Here is a 16,407-nt window from a genome sequence, read left to right on the forward strand (position 1 = left end):
CCACCGGCTCCACGCGGAGGGCCGCCCAGCACCGTCGAGGTGGTGAGCGGCCCTCCGCGTGGAGCCGGTGCGGGTGCGATCCCTCAGACACCGCGGGCGTCGGCGGACACCGGGGCCTGCGCGCCGGGTATCTCCTCGGGCTCCGTCCCCACGTCCGACAGATCCCGGTTGCGGGTCTCCTTCGCGCACATGATCGCCACCATCGTGAGCAGCGCGGCCGCGATGACGTACAGGGCGATGGGCGTCGCGTTGCCGTAATGGTCGAGCAGCGCTGTGGCGATCAGCGGCGCCGGCGCACCGGCCGCGACCGACGAGAACTGCGCACCGATGGACGCCCCCGAGTAGCGCATGCGCGTCGCGAACATCTCGGAGAAGAAGGCGGCCTGCGGTGCGTACATCGCGCCGTGGAAGACGAGCCCCACCGTGATGGCGAGCAGCAGGTTCCCGAAGCTACGGGTATCGATCAGCGCGAAGAACGGGAACATCCACAACCCCACGCCGACCGCACCGACGAGGTAGACCGGCCTGCGCCCGATCCGGTCGGACAGCGCGCCCCACAGCGGGATCACGACGAAGTGCACGGCGGAGGCGATCAGTACGGCATTGAGCGCCGTCTGCCTGCTCAGTTCCGCCGCCACGGTCGCGTACACCAGGATGAACGCGGTGATGACGTAGTAGCTGATGTTCTCCGCCATCCGCGCACCCATGGCGATCAGAACGTCCCGCCAGTGATGGCGGAACACGGCGATCAGGGGCATCTTCTCGGCCTTCGCGCTGGTTGCCTTGCGCGCGGATGCCTGAGCCAGAGCGGCCTTGAACACAGGTGATTCGTCGACAGAGAGACGAATCCACAAGCCGAGGATCACGAGCACGCCGGAGAGCAGGAAGGGGATGCGCCAACCCCACGCCAGGAACGCCGAGTCGGACATCAGCGCCGTCAGCGCGGAGAGCACCCCGGTCGCCAGCAACTGCCCCGCCGGAGCCCCGGTCTGCGGCCACGAGGCCCAGAAACCACGCCGCTTGGCGTCCCCGTGCTCCGACACCAGCAGCACGGCCCCACCCCATTCGCCCCCGAGGGCGAATCCCTGCACCAGGCGCAGGACGGTGAGCAGAACCGGGGCGGCGGACCCGATGGCGGCGTGCGTCGGCAGCAGCCCGATGCAGAACGTCGCGCCACCCATCAGCAGCAGACTCAGCACCAGCAGCTTCTTGCGACCGAGCCGGTCCCCGTAGTGCCCGAACACCAGAGCACCGAGAGGCCGGGCGGCGAAGCCGACCGCGTACGTGAGGAACGAGAGCAGGGTGCCGACGAGCGGATCGGACCCGGGGAAGAACAACTTGTTGAAGACCAGTGCGGCGGCCGATCCGTACAAGAAGAAGTCGTACCACTCGATGGTCGTACCGACGAGGCTGGCGGCGACGATCCGGCGGAGATTGGAGGGGGGCGGGGGAGCGGTTGCTGGGGCGGCCATTGGTACCACTTCCGGGCGGTTGGCGGGGACGTTGCTGTGTCGCCATACCGTAGGAAGGGGCAGGTCAGGGGCGTATGTGGCGGGACACCATAGTTTTGGTGGCCGGTGTGCGGGATGCCGCTACGAGGAGGCGCTGCGGAGCGGCTTCCGCCGTGCGGAGGCGGGCGAAGGGCGACTCCGGCGGCCCGGTCTGCACCGTGCTCGGAGACCGGGGGTCTCCCTGCACCCTCGTCGAGGTGGAATCCGAAGTCTCACTCGTCTGGCGACCCTCGGACTTCGGTACGGCGAACGCGGCCACCCTCCGCTTCTGCGCCGGCGAGGCATGCGAGGAACGCAAGTCCGGCGATCCGAACGAACCGGCGAACGTACTGGCGATCCCACTCCCCGAGGCCGACGGCCCCGGCCCTGTCCAGGTCCGGCTCACCGTCACGTCCACCGTCGACGGCAAGGAGATCGTTACCGAGGAGACCGAGGCGACCCTGAAGGAGCGGCACCCCAACGGCAGGGGCTGCGCCCCCACGGCCTGGACCGCCACGTTCCGCGCCGAACCCGTCGGACTCACCGACCCGAAGGGACTGCCCCTGCTGGTTCGGTGCTGCTCGATGGTGGTGCCGTCGAGGCTGACGGCGACGAGCCCACCCCGCATGGGACACGGTCCTACGCACTCATGCCGCCCCCTCCGCGGGGCCGGTGCCGTCGTGGCGGGCGTGGGACCATGCGTCCCAGAAGGGTCTGATCACGCTCGGGTCGGCGCCGAGCAGGATGGTGATCCGCTTGGTCGTGCGCCAGTCCGGCACCGAGGCGGAGGTGGCGCCGGACGTCAGGAGCGCCTCAGCGCCCAGTTCTCCCTCGGCTGGCACGCCCGCTGCCAGGTGCAGTACGTGCAGCACTTCCCGCAGACGGCGCCGTGCGTCCGGCTCGGAGCGGGCGTCCGGGGGTTCGTCGCCGGAAGCCGCGTCCCAGACGGGGCGCAGGGCTTGGGGGTCCCCGCCCAGGATGGTGACCAGCAGGTGGGTCGCCGGCCATGAGGCGACCAGTTCGCCGTCCAGGCTCAGGGTGATCGCCTCGGCCGGCAGGCCGGCCTCCTGGGCGACCTCGGTCGTCGACAGGGGTGCTCTGTCGAACAGCGCTGTCAGATACCACCGCAGCACCCGGGCCGCGGCGTGCTGCAACCGGCCGGAGGGCAGGGTGCACATCCGGTCGAGCGGCTTCCGCGAGGCCGGGCCGCCACGTGGCTGGAGCCGGTACGGGCCGGTAGCGCGCCGGCGCGGTTCCGGTTCCGGTTCCGGGCGGGTTCTACCGGACACCTTCTGGCGCACGGTGTCGCGGACCAGCGGTTGCAGGAAGTCGATGTGCGAGGAACCGTCCGCGCTCGCACGCAGCAGACCGGCGCGCAGCGCCCTCCCCACGTCGTGGGCGGACGCCCCGGCCGCGACGGCCAGTTCCCGCAAGGTGTCCATGGTGCTCTCCGGACCGAGAACGGCGCAGGCGTTCAGGACGGTGAGTACGCCGGCCGGAATGCCGGACAGTCTCTCCGTGATCACTTCGGCCAGTCTCGGCGGCAGCAGCTCGTTGACCTGACGGGCCGTCGTGCCGTCGCCCACCGCGTCGAGGAGACCCAGCAACAGGAAGGGGTTGCCGCCGGACCGTTTCTGCAGCGCCGCGCACAAGGCGGGGTCGGCGCGAGCGCCGAGGGTGGCGGCCATGATGCCGCGGCTCTCCTCCGGCGGCAGCCCTTCCAGCCGGATCTCCTCGGCGTGCGGCATCTGAAGCAGGCGCGCCCGGGTGGCCCGCCAGCCCGGATCGTCGGAGATGCGGAAGGCACGCGAGGTGACGACGAGCAGCAGCGAGGACTCGGCCGTCTGCTCCACGAGGAAGCGCGTCAGCGCGAGCGAGGGGAAGTCGGCCCGCTGGAAGTTCTCGAGGACGATGACCAGCGGGCGGTCGGCCAGAGCGAGCAGGAGCCGGCTCACCGCTTCCTGGAAGGCGAACGTCCCTGCCGCGGGCGGGAGGGGCGAGGGTTCCCCTGCCGGGTCGCCGTCCGTCTCGGGAAGGAGGGGATCGAGGTGCCTGCGTACGGCCGGCGGCAGCGCCTGGATCGCCTCGGGCCGTCGGGCGGCCGCCTGGCGCAGTACCTGGAACCACGGCCAGTACGCCGGCATGTCGTCGTCCGGAGGGCAGTAGACCGTGAAGACATCGATGTCAGACGCGCGGCATTGCTCCCCGAACCGCTGGAGCAGCCATGTCTTCCCCACGCCCGCCTCTCCCACCACGAGGACACCGCGTCCGCTGCCGCGGTGGACCGCGTCCAGCGCGGCCGACAGCCTTCCCAGCTCGCCCCGACGCGCCGGCGGCGTCCTCGGCTCGCCGGCAGCCGCTGCTGCCGTGGCGGTCGGCGGGGCCACCGGCACAGAGGCTGGCTCCGCCGCCCGGCCGGGGCCTTCGACGACGACGCGGCCGGCCGGCGGGGAGCCGGGCGCGTGACGCCAGGGCGCAGGAGGCGCTTGGTGCAGCGCGGTGAGGGGCGGGGCTGGGGGTACGGGGTGAGTGCGCCGGAGCGCGGGATCGTGCCGAAGGATGCTCTCGTGAACCTGACGTAACTCGGGGATGACATCGGCCCCGAGCTCCTTGGCGAGGAACTGCCGGGTGCGCTCGAAAGTGAACAGCGCCTCGGCCTGCCGGCCGCACTGGTACTGGGCACGCATCAGCTGGTGCACCAGGCGCTCGCGCAGCGGGTGGAGGTAGACCTCCCGCTCCAGAACGGGGAGCAGTTCGCGGCTGCGGTCCAGCGCGAAGGCGCACTCGGCGCATTCCTCCAGGGCGGTCAGCCGCAGGTCGCCCAGACGGGACGCCTCCTGGGACGCGAACTCGTAGTCCGTCAGGTCCTCGAAGGGAGGTGCTTCCCAGCCGCGCAGCGCCTCGGACAGCAGATCGTAGGCGTGCAGCGCGTCGCCCCGGTGACGGGCTGCCATGCCCCGGCGTACCGCCTGCTCGAACCGCAGGACGTCCACGTGTTCCGGCGGCACGGTCAGCACGTAACCGGGGGAGCGGTGTCTGAGCTGGAGCTGCACCCCGCCGCTCAGCGGCCGGTCCGCCACCAGTTTGCGCAGCCGGGAGATGTACGACTGGAGGGTGGTGACCGCCTGACCGGGAGGTCTGGCTCCCCAGATGTTGTTGACGAGGGAAGAGAGCGACACCACCTGGCCCGCGTTGACCAGCAGCAGGGCCAGTACGGCGCGACGGCGCGGCGGTCCCAGCTCCACCGGACCCTCGGGCGTGCGTACGGTCATTCTGCCGAATGCGGAGATCACGGCTGGGGTGGCGGCGCTTTCCGGCGAGTGGATGAACCGGCGAGCCCCGTCGACGCTCTGGACCAATCCCTCTGTCATAAGCCCCTTGCCTCTGTGTTTCCCGAAGCGGACGGCTCGTGGGCGGGACGGCGGTTGCGGTCGGCGGGAGGCGCCTGCCGACTGCGGTGCGGATTCCGCCCCGACGCTGAACCGGTCATAACGTACCAACCGCGACTCGTCGAACACAGGGTGTGTTCGGCCAATCGCTTCCGGGCTCAAGGTGGCTGAAGGCGGATGATCAGTGGGCTGCGCGGGAAACTCCCGCGAAATGGGGGGATTCGGGTCCTGCGAGCGGACGCGGGCATCCCCGACTTGTCCCGTGCTTGTGGATCACTGGACGAACGGCGTGCGCCGTGATCATGCCGACCGCATACGCCCGCTGACAGACTCCCGTCCGGTCGGTGGCTGTTCACACCCGCCGTCCACGCGCCCCTCCCGAGTCCACGGCACCTCGTGCCCGCCTGTCCAAAGGAGCCCGCCCATGTCCGTGTCCCCCACCGTGCCGGTCACCGCGTCCACCGCGTCCAGGACGGCCCACTGGATTCAGGCCGACCGTGACCGGCTGATCCACCCGAACCTGCCGGCCGGCAGGCGGGACCGCATCGTCATGGTCGAGGGGAACGGCTGCCGCGTTCGCGACAGCACAGGACGCAGCTACCTCGACGCGGCCGCGGTGCTGGGCATGATGCAGGTGGGACACGGGCGCAGCGAACTGGCCGAGATCGCCGCCGCGCAGATGAACGCGCTGGAGTGCTTCCACACCTGGGAGCTCATGAGTAACGACAAGGCGATCGAACTGGCCGTGCGTCTCGCCGAGTTGGCGCCCGCGGGCCTCGAACGCGTCTTCTTCACCAGCGGTGGTGCCGAGGGCAACGAGATCGCCCTACGGATGGCGCGCTACTTCCACCACCGCGCGGGTCGGCCCGAGCGCACCTGGGTACTCTCCCGCAAGTCCGCCTACCACGGCATCGGCTACGGCAGCGGAAGCGTGTCCGGACTCCCCGTCTACCACGAGGGATTCGGGCCGACCATGCCCGACGTCCACCACCTCACGGCGCCCGACCCGTACCAGCTCCAGCAGTACGGGGAGGAAGGCGTGACGGACTTCTGCCTGCGGGAGCTGCGCGAGACGATCGAACGGATCGGACCGGACCGGATCGCGGCGATGATCGGCGAACCGGTCATGAGCGTCGGCGGCGCGGTCATTCCCCCCGCGGACTACTGGCCGCGGGTGGCGGAACTGCTGCGGCAGCACGGCATCCTGCTGATCTTCGACGAGGTGGTGACGGGATACGGCCGCACCGGACACTGGTTCGCGGCGGAGCACTTCGGTGTGACCCCCGACCTCATGGTCACCGCGAAGGGCCTGACCTCGGGTTACGTCCCGCACGGCGCCGTGCTGGTCAGCGACGAGGTGACCGAGATGATCACCTCGAACGGCTTCCCCATCGGGTTCACCTACACCGGGCACCCCACGGCCTGCGCGGTCGCCCTGGCCAACATCGATCTCATCGACCACGAGAACATGCTGGAGAACACGACCAAGACCGGGGCGTACCTGGCACAGCGGCTCGAGGGTCTGCAGGACCTGCCCGTCGTAGGTGAAGTCCGCCAGCTCGGCCTGATGCTCGGCATCGAGCTGGTGGCGGACAAGCAGACGCGGGCCCCGCTCCCCACCGGCACTGCGCCCGTCGCGACGGCCCTGCGCGAGGAGGCGGGAATCATCCTGCGCGGCAACCCCCGTGCGCTGCTCATCAATCCGCCCCTGGTGCTGAGCCGCGACGAAGCCGACGAGCTGGCCGACGGACTGTACGCGGTGCTGCAGCGCGTGAACGCCGATGGCAGCGTCCGGGCGGCCTGACTCCGAACGGCCGCAACTCCCCCGGATCGCACAGGCACCACCTCTCGTCTCCGTGTCCCGTATCGAGGAAAGGGCCCACATGTCCCTCTTGGACCTCACCCCTGACGAACTGCTGACCACTACGCGCTCCGTGCGCAAACGGCTCGATCTGACCCGCCCAGTTCCGCTCGACCTGGTCAAGGAGTGCCTGGAGATCGCGCTGCAGGCGCCGTCGGGCAGCAACCGGCAGACCTGGCACTGGATGGTCGTCACCGACAAGGACCAGCGGGCAGCCATCGGCGAGTACTACCGGCGGGCGGTGCAGTCCTACCTGACGTCCGAGGGCTCGTGCGCCTCGCTCTACGCGGACCACCCGGTCCGCCATCCGGAGCAGCAACGCGTCGGTGACAGCGTCGCCTACCTGGGCGAGCACATGGCGGAGGTCCCCGTCCTCGTCATCCCGTGCCTGGACGCCAAGGAGGCGCCGGAGTACAACGAGGCCGGCATGTGGGGCTCGGTCATCCAGGCCGCGTGGAGCTACATGCTCGCCGCCCGCGCCCGTCGCCTCGGCACGGCTTGGACCACTCTTCACCTGATGTACGAGAAGGAGATCGCCGAGCTGCTGGGCATGCCGGACGGCATCGTGCAGGCGGCTCTGATCCCGACCGCGTTCTCCATCGGCACGGACTTCCGGCCCGCCGCCCGTCAGCCGCTGGCCTCTGTGATGCACCTGGACACCTGGTGAAGGATGGCCGCCCGGGTCCGATGGGCCCTCCCTTCCCCGTACGGACAGGACACCGATGACGACCGCACTACCGCTCCCCACCCGCCGCCTCGGCACGTTGAAGCTGCCGGCCCAGGGCCTGGGCTGCCTCAGCACTACCTCGTTCTACGGGATCGCCGACCCCGCCGAGGCACTCGCCACGGTGCACGAGGCGATCGACCGCGGTGTCGCGCTCCTGGACACCGCCGACGTCCAGGGACTCGGCGAGGGGGAGCGGCTGCTCGGACGGGCCGTCGCGGGGCGGCGGGGCCGGGTGCTCCTGTCCACGAAGGTCGGTCTCGAACGCGACGCGGAAGGGCGGTTCCTGGGCGTGCGCGGGGACCGGGCCTACATCCGGGAGCGCTGTCACGCCTCGCTGCGACGCCTGGGAGTGGACCATCTCGACCTCTACGTCAAGCACTGGGCCGCCCCCGGCGAGGACATCGAGCAGGCCATGGGCGCGATGGCGGAGCTCGTCGCAGAGGGGAAGGTGCTTCATGTGTGCCTTTCGGAGGTCTCCGCCGCCACCCTCCGCCGTGCGCACGCGGTCCACCCCGTCACCGCGGTCCAGAGCGAGTGGTCGCTCTGGAGCCGGGGCGTCGAGGACGAGATCCTTCCGGTCTGCCGGGAACTCGGCGTGGGCCTGATCGCGTCCAGTCCGCTGGGCCGGGGCTTCCTGACCGGGCACATCCGCTCGGAGGCGGATCTCGGCCCCGCGACGGACTTCCGGCGCACTCTGCCCAGGTTCGACCCGCCACGGCTGCGCCGCAACGTCGCGGTGCTGGACACGCTCCGGCCCCTGGCCGCGGCGCGCGGGATCACCGTCGCCCAACTCGCCCTGGCATGGCTCCACCAGCAGGGTGACGACGTCGTCCCCATCCCCGGCACCGCACGACGGGACCACCTGGCGGAGAACCTCGCCGCCGCCTCGGTCGAGCTCTCCGCCGACGAGCTCGCGGCGGTGGCCGCGGCCGTGCCGGCGAACGCCGTCGACGGCGACCGCTACTCCCCGTTCCTCATGGGGCTGGTCGGCAACTGACCGCCGTACACGGTGCTCCGTCCGCCGCACCCCCCCACACGTCCCCTACGAAAAGGTATGGAAGCGTGAAATTCCTGCACCACGATCTCGCCGCATGCGAAAGGCTCTTACCGGGTCTCGCCGGCCGGCTGGGCGACGTACCGTTCGACGAGCTGGAGTCTGCGGAGAGCCCCGCACTCGCCCTGTTCAAACAGTACGGCGGCCCCAACCTCCTGATCCCGGGCGAGTACGACGGCATCGGAGCCTCCGCCCTCGATGCGGTCCGGGTCGTCCGAGCGCTCGGGTCGCTCGCCCCCTCTCTCGCGGTGGCGACCGCGATGCACCACTTCTCGGTCGGCATGCTCTACTCCCTCTCGCCTCTCTACGGCGACGACTCCAAGCTCCGCAAGACCGTCCTCGACGTCATGGCGGAGAAGCGGTCGCTCCTGGCCTCCGGCTTCGCGGAGGGGCGGTCGGGCCGCGGCATCCTGAGCCCCGCCGTACAGGCCCGTGAGACGTCCGGCGGCTACCTCGTCAGCGGTTCGAAGAAGCCGTGCAGCCTGTCGCGCTCCATGGACCTGCTCACCGCCAGCGTGGGCGTGAGCGGACGGGACGGCAGCCCCGAGATGGCGCTGCTGGTGCTGCCCGCCGACACCCCGGGCATCTCCATCCACCCCTTCTGGTCGACGTTCCCGCTGGTGGCGGCGGAAAGCCACGAAGTCCGCCTGGAGGATGTGTTCGTCACGGACGAGGATCTGCTCCGGGCGCCCCCGAGCGCTGCCGAGAAGCTCGACGAACTCAACGAGACCGGCGTCATCTGGTTCCAGATGATCATCGCTGCCGCCTACACCGGTGTCGCCAGCTCCCTGGTCGCCCGGGCCCTTGAGGAGCGGCGCGGTACGGCCGGCGAGCGCGCCCAGCTGTGCCTCCTCGTTGAGACCGCAGCCTCGCTCGTCGAGGGACTCGCACGCCGGATCATGGACGGCGACCTCGGCAACGACTGCGCCGCCGCCTCCCTGTTCACCCGCTACTCCGTGCAGGACCTGCTCACCAGGGTCGTCGGCATGGCGGTCGAGACGCTGGGCGGCATGGCCTACATCCGCTCGCCGGAGATCGCCTATCTCGCGTCCGCCGCCCAGGCACTGGTCTTCCATCCGCCCTCGCGGTCCAGCATGAGCGAGGCCATCGACGCCTACTACGCGGGCAAGCCCCTCTTCTTCTCGTAGACAACAGATCGGCACAACCGACCGGACGGAGCAGAACATGGCCGGAATAGCGGACTTCGAGATCACCTTCCCGTCGGCGCGCAGAAGCGTCCGCGAGATGGCGGCGGAGTCGGGACTCTCCGAGGAGGACGTACGCGTCATCACGACGTGCGACAGCTACCCGGTCCTCGGAGAGGGGGAGACGGAGTGGGAACTCGCGCTGCGGGCCGCGCAGCAGGTGATGAAGCGGACCCAGGTGCCGCCCTCGGCCGTACGGACCGTGATCTACGCCGGTACGGGGGAGTGGGACAAAGCCTTGTGGTCGCCGGCGGCGAAGGTGGCGCAGGAACTGGGCATCACCGGCGCGTACTGCTACGAGCTGACGAACTACTGCAACGCCGTGACCGCCGCGCTCCAGATCGGCAGCGACGCGCTGGCCGGGCGCGAGGGCGAGTCGGTGCTCGTGCTGATCGGCGACCGGGTGAGCACACTGCTCGACTACGGCGATCCCACCGCCAAGGAGATGTTCAACCAGGGGGACGCGGGCGGCGCTTTCCTGTTGTCGTCGTCCGGCGCCACGGCCGAGGTCCTGGGCTCACGCCTGCGTACCGATCCGAGCTGGTGCGACTACTACTCCGGTGTCCGTGACGGCGACCGGATGATCATCCGGCGGAACGGCGACCGGGACGGCCTGGCCGAGGCCTACGCGGAGAACTTCACCACCCTCACCACGGATCTCCTCACCTCGCTCGGAAAAGACCTCACTGACGTTGCCTATCTGCTGGTCACCCACGGCAGCAGGCCCATCCACGAGCGGCTGCTGACGGACCTCGGCCTGCCGGAAAGCAGAAGCGTCCTCAACTACCACCGGCTCGGCCACATGGGTGCCGCGGACACCTTCATCGCGATGCAGGAACTCATCGCCGCACAGAAGCTCGTGCCCGGCGACCTGGTCCTGCACGCGACGAGTGCGCTCGGGTTCAGCTGGGGGGTCATGGCCATGGAGTACAGGGGCTGACCTCCGTGCTGATTTCGTGCTGACCAAGCGGTCGAAGGTCACCGGCTTCTTGATTCGCTGGGCAGGGCGGTCGGCTCCCCGCCCGCCCAGCGGCAGGGGGTGGCTCGAACAACTCCCATTCCTCAGCAGTGAGATCACCACGCGGCGTGACCCCCTCCCATCATCCTCCGCGTCTCGGGGGAACCTCGAACAGGTGGCTGTGACCAGCGCGGTCATGCCTGAGAAGGCGTCCTTGGCTGCGGCCCACGCGCGCTCGCGCCGCACCTCCGGAACCACTGTCAAGACGGCCCCGGCGGAACTGGTCAGCTCGTCGCCGGCCGGTGAGCCGGCGACGATGTCCCCCGGTATACGCCGCCGGCACTGCTTCCACCGCTCCCACCAGACGTTTCACCCCGGCCGGCAGCTGTCCATGGGTGGGCGAGGCGTCCCGACCACCGGTCACACGAGACAGGTTGGACCACACTGTTCACTCTGGCCAATCTGGCAACGGCGTTCCCGTGACCAGCGGATCTCGCGCATCCCCCGGGTGCGCAGTGAGCAAATAGGGCCGTATCGCAGCCTGTCTTGATCACAACCCTGGCTAAACATTGATCCTTGAGGCCATCTCGTTGCATGTGTAGCGTCTCCCCGGTCGACCGATAAATTCATTCTCGGGCCACGAGATGGTCGACGTCAGGAATGTTCGCAGCGTTTATCCGGCACCGACCATCAGTCATGGCCGCCGGCATGACTCCATGCGCGTACTCTCTGCTCTCCTCGCCGGTCGACTACCGAGCGCGGCCATTAATGAGTGCAACCAGCCAATTTCCTCCTCGTCCGCTTCTGAATATTTCGGTTTGTCCCACATCGGAGAAGGGACGCACGGTGCACGCACCTCACGGGGAACACTTTCCGCTGCTCCCCGCACAGTTGAGAACCTGGAATGCACAGATCGGCGACCTCACCAATCCCGTCTTCTCCATCTGTGACTACTTGGAAATCCGCGGCCCAGTGGACCCCGATCTCCTGCGTGCCGCACATCTGCAGGTCGAGCGCGAAGCCGACGCGCTGCGCCTGGGGATCATCACGGTGGAAGGCGAGCACCGGCAATTCGTGCACCCGGACCCGACTCCGTTGCGATGGATCGACCTGAGTGCACGGAGCGATCCGGCTGCGGCGGCTGCGGCGTGGATGGCGGAGGACGTACACCGGCCGGTGGATCCGCTGAGGCTGTGCGGTGCTGCCGTCATCAAGACGGCGGACGACTGTTCCCTGCTGTACTGGAAGGTCCACCACGCCGTCGTCGACGGCTGGAGCCTCGCGCTGATCTTCAACCGCGTAGCAGCCGTCTACAGCGCCCTGTCAGAGGGGCGGAGTTACGAGAAGGGGATGCTCCAGCCCTTCGAGCGGTTGCGGGAGAACGAGGCCGCGTATCGGCAGGGGAAACGTTTCCTCGCAGATCAAGCACACTGGCACAGCAAACTGGCGGGCCGCCCGGAACCCGTCGGACCATCCCGTCGCCGGGCGCAGGTCACCGCAGGCCGGCGGCTCCGGCACGAGCTGGCGCCCGACCGCGTCGCCCGCCTGGGGGAGGTGGCGGACGGCCTGGGCGTGACCTGGTCCGATCTGGCCATCAGCGCGATGGCCGCGTACGTGGGCAGCACGGTCCGGGAGCCCGAAGTGCTCCTCGGACTTCCGACAGCCGGCCGGCTGAGTCCGCAGGTGCGCAACGCCGTCGGCATGGCGATGAACATCCTGCCGCTGCGGGTCCCCTTCGACGACGGATCGTCCCTGGTCGGTCACGCACGACGCATCTCGCGGGAAGTGCGTGAACTTCTGTTGCACTCGCGCTATCCCACAGCAGAGTTGTCGCGAGAGATCACCGAACGGGGCGGCAGCGGACGGCTGTGGGCCGCAATGGTCAACGTCATGCTGTTCGACCACCGGCTGGACTTCGCGGGAGCCCCGGCGATCCAGCACACGGTTTCGATCCCCCTCACCGTCGACATGACGGTGTACCTGATCCAGATCGCGTCCGACGGGACCATGGAACTCATCCTCGACACCCACCCCGAGCTCTACAGCGCACCGGAGACCGAGGCGCATCTGGCGGGCCTGCTGTCGATGTTCGACGCGATCGAGAAGGCCGGTCCGCACACGCCGCTCCACGCGCTGTGCCCCGGGCCCGAGCGGTCCCGTGCGTCGACGGGCTGATCACGCGCCGACCCCGAGCAGAGCCGAACGGCGAACCTGCCTGGCCGGATCCGGACCAGGCCAGGGCGAGGGCGGTGTGCCACGAAAACACCCTGCCCGCACACGCCCGCAGCTCCGCGCACCTGGCGTCGTGATCGGAAAGGAGGCAGGAGCATGGACGCATCCCCAGGCGAGACGGCAGTCCCTCATTCATCCCGGCATCAGGAGGCCGCTGATCTCAGAGCAACGCTGAAGCACCTGCGCACCGAGCCCCGGGGCTGGGTGTTCTCTCTCAAGCTGACACTGTGCGTCGTGCTCACCGGGGCGGGCGTCGCGATGGCGCTGCAGCCCGTGCTCTGGTGTCGGATCGTCGGAGTGGTCCTGACCGGCGCCATGTTCGCGCACGCCGCGGAGCTCCAGCACGAGACGCTGCACAATCTGGCTTATCGCAGCCGCCGGGCGAACACCGTCACCGGCATCGTCCTCGGGCTGCCGATGCTCATCTCCTTCGCCGCCTACCGGGCCACCCACATGCGCCACCACCGCGATCTGGGAACCCCGATGAACCGTGAGTTCTTCGACTACGGCGACCAGTACGGCGCGAAAGGGGACCGGTCGCGACTGGGTGTCGGTCTCGACTGGGCCGTTCGTTTCTCCATGGCTCACCACTACGTGTTCTTCGTCGCGAATCTCGGCCGCTCGCTGCTGGGCCGGGATTTCCCCGATGAGAACGGCCTGGTATCCCGCAGGATCCGGCGGGACCATTTTCTTGCGGCGGTCGTCATTGCCGGGTTGGGCGCACTGACCTGGTGGACAGGATATGCCGTCATCGTCTGGGTGTGGTTGCTGCCGCTTCTGCTCGTCGCCGCTCCGGTGCACGCGGTGATCGAACTGCCCGAGCACTACCGGTGCGAGACCCTCGATCGGGACCCGTTCGCCAATACACGGACGATACGTTCCAACCGGATCGCCATGTGGTTCACCAACGGCAACAACTACCACGTCGAGCACCACTTGATGCCGAATCTTCCGATCGAGCGACTGCCCGCTCTCCACACCGAAGTCCGAGACCGGATCCGTTATTTCCACAGCGGATATCTCGACTTTTTCGTGAAGCTGCTCCGCAAGTGATCCCAAAAGGGGTGAAGGTCGTGGATGTTACCTATCGAATAGCCCGGACAGAGGCCGAGCGAGCCGATGTGATCCTGCTGCGTGACGCCGTCTACGTGCAGGACCAGGGCCGGCTCGCCGACACCGCCGACACGGCAGCCACCTTCGACCGCTTCGACGGGACGGCCGAATACATCGTCGGTTACCTCGACGGCGTGCCGGTGGGCACCGTCAAGGTCGTTCCGGACTCACCGTCGGGGCTGCCCTGCGACGACACCGTCGACCTTTCCCTGCTGCGGCCGGGAAACCGACTGGTGGAGTTCGGCCACTTGATGACCCTGCCGAAGCTTCGCCAGCAGAAGATCGGCATGGCGCTCATGCGCCAGGCGCTGGTCCACAGCATCCGTACGCACGGGGCGACGCACATCATCGGCGACTTCTTCGTCGACGACTCGGGCGGCCTGCGCAGCTTCTACCAGGACATCGGCTTCGTGGCGCTCGGCGAGCAGTACGCGGACGAACGCTTCCAGGGCGCGCCCCTCAGCCTGGTGGCGACTCTGGACGTGTCCGTAGCCGCACAGGCGGCGCGCGATGACGTACACCGCGGCAATCGGCTGCTGCAGTACTTCTTCGGTGACTACGACACCTACGCGTCCGCCGATCCGGAGGAGGCCGTATATGCGCACTCGACGCCAGCGGCTGGCTGAACTGAAGGCGGCACACAACCACCCCACCTACGCCAAGATGGCGTTCGTCATGGGCTGCAAGGTCCAGGACAGGGGGGAGGGGAGCCGCGTCAGCGACGACGAGGGACGGTCGTTCCTCGCGATGTTCGACCAGTACGGCAACCAGTCCTTCGGCTACTCCCATCCGCGGATCGTCGCGGCCGTACGGGAACAGCTCGACACCGGGGTGCTCAACAGCACCAAGATCATGTTCGAGGATGTGCAGATACGGCTCTCCGAGCGGCTCGCGCAGATCACCGGGCAGCGTCTGCCGTACTCGTACCTGGCCAACGGCGGCGGGGAGACGATCGACAACGCGCTGAAACTGGCCCGTGCCGCGACGGGCCGCCCCGGTGTCATCAGCGCCCGCGGCTGCTTCCACGGCAAGACCTTCGCCACCCTCAGTGCCTCCAACCGTCCCGAACACCGTGCGCATCTCGCCCCGTTCATGGAGCACTTCCGGCAGGTGACCTTCGGTGACACGGCCGAGCTGGCCGCCGCGCTGGACGACTCGGTCGGCGCGGTTCTGCTGGAACCCGTACAGGCGGAGGCCGGGGTGATCGTGCCGCCGCCCGACTACCTGCGGGAGGTGCGCAGGCTGTGCACCGAGGCAGGGGCCCTCCTCATCCTCGACGAGATGCAGACGGCCTTCGGACGGTGCGGCACCTTCTTCGCCTACGAGCAGTCCGGCATCGTCCCCGACCTGGTGTGCGTGGGCAAGGCGTTCGGTGGCGGTGTGCTGCCCGTCTCGGCGGTGCTGGGCACCGAGGAGGTGTGGGGAGTGCTGCGGGAACTGCCCTCGACATTCGGGTCGAGTCTGGGCGGCAATCCGCTGTCGTGCCGGGTGGGTCTGGAGAGTGTCGCCATCGCCTCGGACCCCCTTTTCCTCGACGGAGTGCGGGAAAGGGCGCGGACCATCGGGCAGCGGCTGGCCGCGGCTGCGGAGCGGCACCCCGGCGTGGTCGCCGCGCACCGTGGTGTGGGCATGATGCACGGCCTGGAATTCCACGACCAGGCCCTGGCCGGTCTCGTCCTGGGGCGGCTGCTGGAAGAGGGGATCACGTCCACGTACTCGCTGTACAACCCGAGGGTGCTGCGGGTCCAACCCCCCATGGTCATCACCATGGACGAGCTCGAACACTGCCTGTCGGTCCTCGACACACTCCTGGCGGAGGCCGACGCGCATCTACGTGCTGTCGGCGAGGGACGTGCCGACGGCTCCGGCAGCGAACTGTCCCCGCTCACCCGCACCGTGTCACTGCCGCACCCGGCCCATGAGGTGCTGGAACTCCTGCACGCCCGGCCCCGCATCCTGGACCCCTTCGCCGCTGCCGACACCGGACCGAAGGGGTACGACGCGGAGTTCGCCGGACGGCTCGGGGCGGACACCGTGGTCTGGGCCGACCGTACGGAGACCACCGCCCAGGGTGTCCGGCTGAGCGCAGAGGCAGGCTGGCTGTGGCGCACCCTCTGCCGCGAGGCGACGGTCACGCCCGCCGCCGACGGCGGCAGCCTCCTGCACCTGTGCATCACATGGGACACCGACAGCGGCTCGTACGAGGAACTGCTCGGCGGCCGCATCGGCTTCGTGGCCGGCCGGGCGCTGACCGAGTGCGTCGCGGCGCTGCGGTCCGCGCTCGGATCCGTGCGGGAGACCGTGTGAACCGGGCGCAGCCCCCTGTGGGCTGCCCTGCGAACGCCCGAACGACGAGACGGCAACAGCGGCAACGAAAG

Annotated in this window: 11 protein-coding genes; 9 read left to right on the forward strand and 2 right to left on the reverse strand. The window is 69.1% G+C overall.

From position 1 onward, the window contains the following. Positions 1 to 83 precede the first annotated feature (83 nt). Positions 84 to 1,472 carry an MFS transporter gene (locus ACFWSK_RS00205; RefSeq protein WP_383779759.1) on the reverse strand — a complete coding sequence of 463 codons (1,389 nt, stop codon included), beginning with the start codon at positions 1,470 to 1,472 and terminating at the stop codon, positions 84 to 86. A 665-nt stretch (positions 1,473 to 2,137) separates the two neighbouring features. Then, on the reverse strand, positions 2,138 to 4,762 hold the full coding sequence (locus tag ACFWSK_RS00210; RefSeq protein WP_383779761.1) for a BTAD domain-containing putative transcriptional regulator: 2,625 nt from the start codon (positions 4,760 to 4,762) through the stop codon (positions 2,138 to 2,140). Between the two features lie 541 nt (positions 4,763 to 5,303). Between ACFWSK_RS00210 and ACFWSK_RS00215 the strand changes: the two genes are divergently transcribed. From ACFWSK_RS00215 to ACFWSK_RS00255, 9 genes are all read left to right on the forward strand, one after another. Then, entirely contained in the window at positions 5,304 to 6,683 is a 1,380-nt protein-coding gene (locus ACFWSK_RS00215; RefSeq protein ID WP_383779764.1) for an aspartate aminotransferase family protein, read from the forward strand. Between the two features lie 79 nt (positions 6,684 to 6,762). After that, positions 6,763 to 7,407: a nitroreductase family protein gene (locus ACFWSK_RS00220; RefSeq protein ID WP_383779767.1), complete on the forward strand. Its 645-nt coding sequence runs from the start codon at positions 6,763 to 6,765 to the stop codon at positions 7,405 to 7,407. A 55-nt stretch (positions 7,408 to 7,462) separates the two neighbouring features. Further along, entirely contained in the window at positions 7,463 to 8,464 is a 1,002-nt protein-coding gene (locus tag ACFWSK_RS00225; RefSeq protein WP_383779770.1) for an aldo/keto reductase, read from the forward strand. A 65-nt stretch (positions 8,465 to 8,529) separates the two neighbouring features. Further along, entirely contained in the window at positions 8,530 to 9,669 is a 1,140-nt protein-coding gene (locus tag ACFWSK_RS00230) for an acyl-CoA dehydrogenase (RefSeq protein WP_383779774.1), read from the forward strand. A gap of 37 nt (positions 9,670 to 9,706) precedes the next feature. Continuing rightward, positions 9,707 to 10,666, forward strand: a complete 960-nt coding sequence (locus tag ACFWSK_RS00235) for a 3-oxoacyl-ACP synthase III family protein (protein WP_383779777.1) — start codon at positions 9,707 to 9,709, stop codon at positions 10,664 to 10,666. A gap of 714 nt (positions 10,667 to 11,380) precedes the next feature. Then, complete coding sequence (locus tag ACFWSK_RS00240) at positions 11,381 to 12,859, forward strand: condensation domain-containing protein (protein WP_383779779.1); 1,479 nt, start codon at positions 11,381 to 11,383, stop codon at positions 12,857 to 12,859. A 153-nt stretch (positions 12,860 to 13,012) separates the two neighbouring features. Next, on the forward strand, positions 13,013 to 13,969 hold the full coding sequence (locus ACFWSK_RS00245) for a fatty acid desaturase family protein (RefSeq protein WP_383779781.1): 957 nt from the start codon (positions 13,013 to 13,015) through the stop codon (positions 13,967 to 13,969). Positions 13,970 to 13,989: 20 nt separating this feature from the next. Further along, positions 13,990 to 14,655, forward strand: a complete 666-nt coding sequence (locus ACFWSK_RS00250) for a GNAT family N-acetyltransferase (protein ID WP_383779784.1) — start codon at positions 13,990 to 13,992, stop codon at positions 14,653 to 14,655. Continuing rightward, positions 14,627 to 16,336, forward strand: coding sequence for an aspartate aminotransferase family protein (locus ACFWSK_RS00255; RefSeq protein ID WP_383779787.1), 1,710 nt, complete (start codon positions 14,627 to 14,629; stop codon positions 16,334 to 16,336). Before ACFWSK_RS00250 ends, ACFWSK_RS00255 begins: the two co-directional genes overlap by 29 nt. Positions 16,337 to 16,407 lie beyond the last annotated feature (71 nt).

Source organism: Streptomyces sp. NPDC058620, from assembly GCF_042717135.1.
Classification (GTDB): Bacteria; Actinomycetota; Actinomycetes; order Streptomycetales; family Streptomycetaceae; genus Streptomyces.

What these genes read in the sequence shown, in the direction of transcription:
- ACFWSK_RS00225 (WP_383779770.1), top strand. Translation starts at nt 7,463, where the DNA reads ATGACGACCGCACTACCGCTCCCCACCCGCCGCCTCGGCACGTTGAAG.
- ACFWSK_RS00215 (WP_383779764.1), top strand. Translation starts at nt 5,304, where the DNA reads ATGTCCGTGTCCCCCACCGTGCCGGTCACCGCGTCCACCGCGTCCAGG.
- ACFWSK_RS00220 (WP_383779767.1), top strand. Translation starts at nt 6,763, where the DNA reads ATGTCCCTCTTGGACCTCACCCCTGACGAACTGCTGACCACTACGCGC.
- ACFWSK_RS00205 (WP_383779759.1), bottom strand. Translation starts at nt 1,472, where the DNA reads ATGGCCGCCCCAGCAACCGCTCCCCCGCCCCCCTCCAATCTCCGCCGG.
- ACFWSK_RS00210 (WP_383779761.1), bottom strand. Translation starts at nt 4,762, where the DNA reads ATGACCGTACGCACGCCCGAGGGTCCGGTGGAGCTGGGACCGCCGCGC.
- ACFWSK_RS00245 (WP_383779781.1), top strand. Translation starts at nt 13,013, where the DNA reads ATGGACGCATCCCCAGGCGAGACGGCAGTCCCTCATTCATCCCGGCAT.
- ACFWSK_RS00255 (WP_383779787.1), top strand. Translation starts at nt 14,627, where the DNA reads ATGCGCACTCGACGCCAGCGGCTGGCTGAACTGAAGGCGGCACACAAC.
- ACFWSK_RS00240 (WP_383779779.1), top strand. Translation starts at nt 11,381, where the DNA reads ATGGCCGCCGGCATGACTCCATGCGCGTACTCTCTGCTCTCCTCGCCG.
- ACFWSK_RS00235 (WP_383779777.1), top strand. Translation starts at nt 9,707, where the DNA reads ATGGCCGGAATAGCGGACTTCGAGATCACCTTCCCGTCGGCGCGCAGA.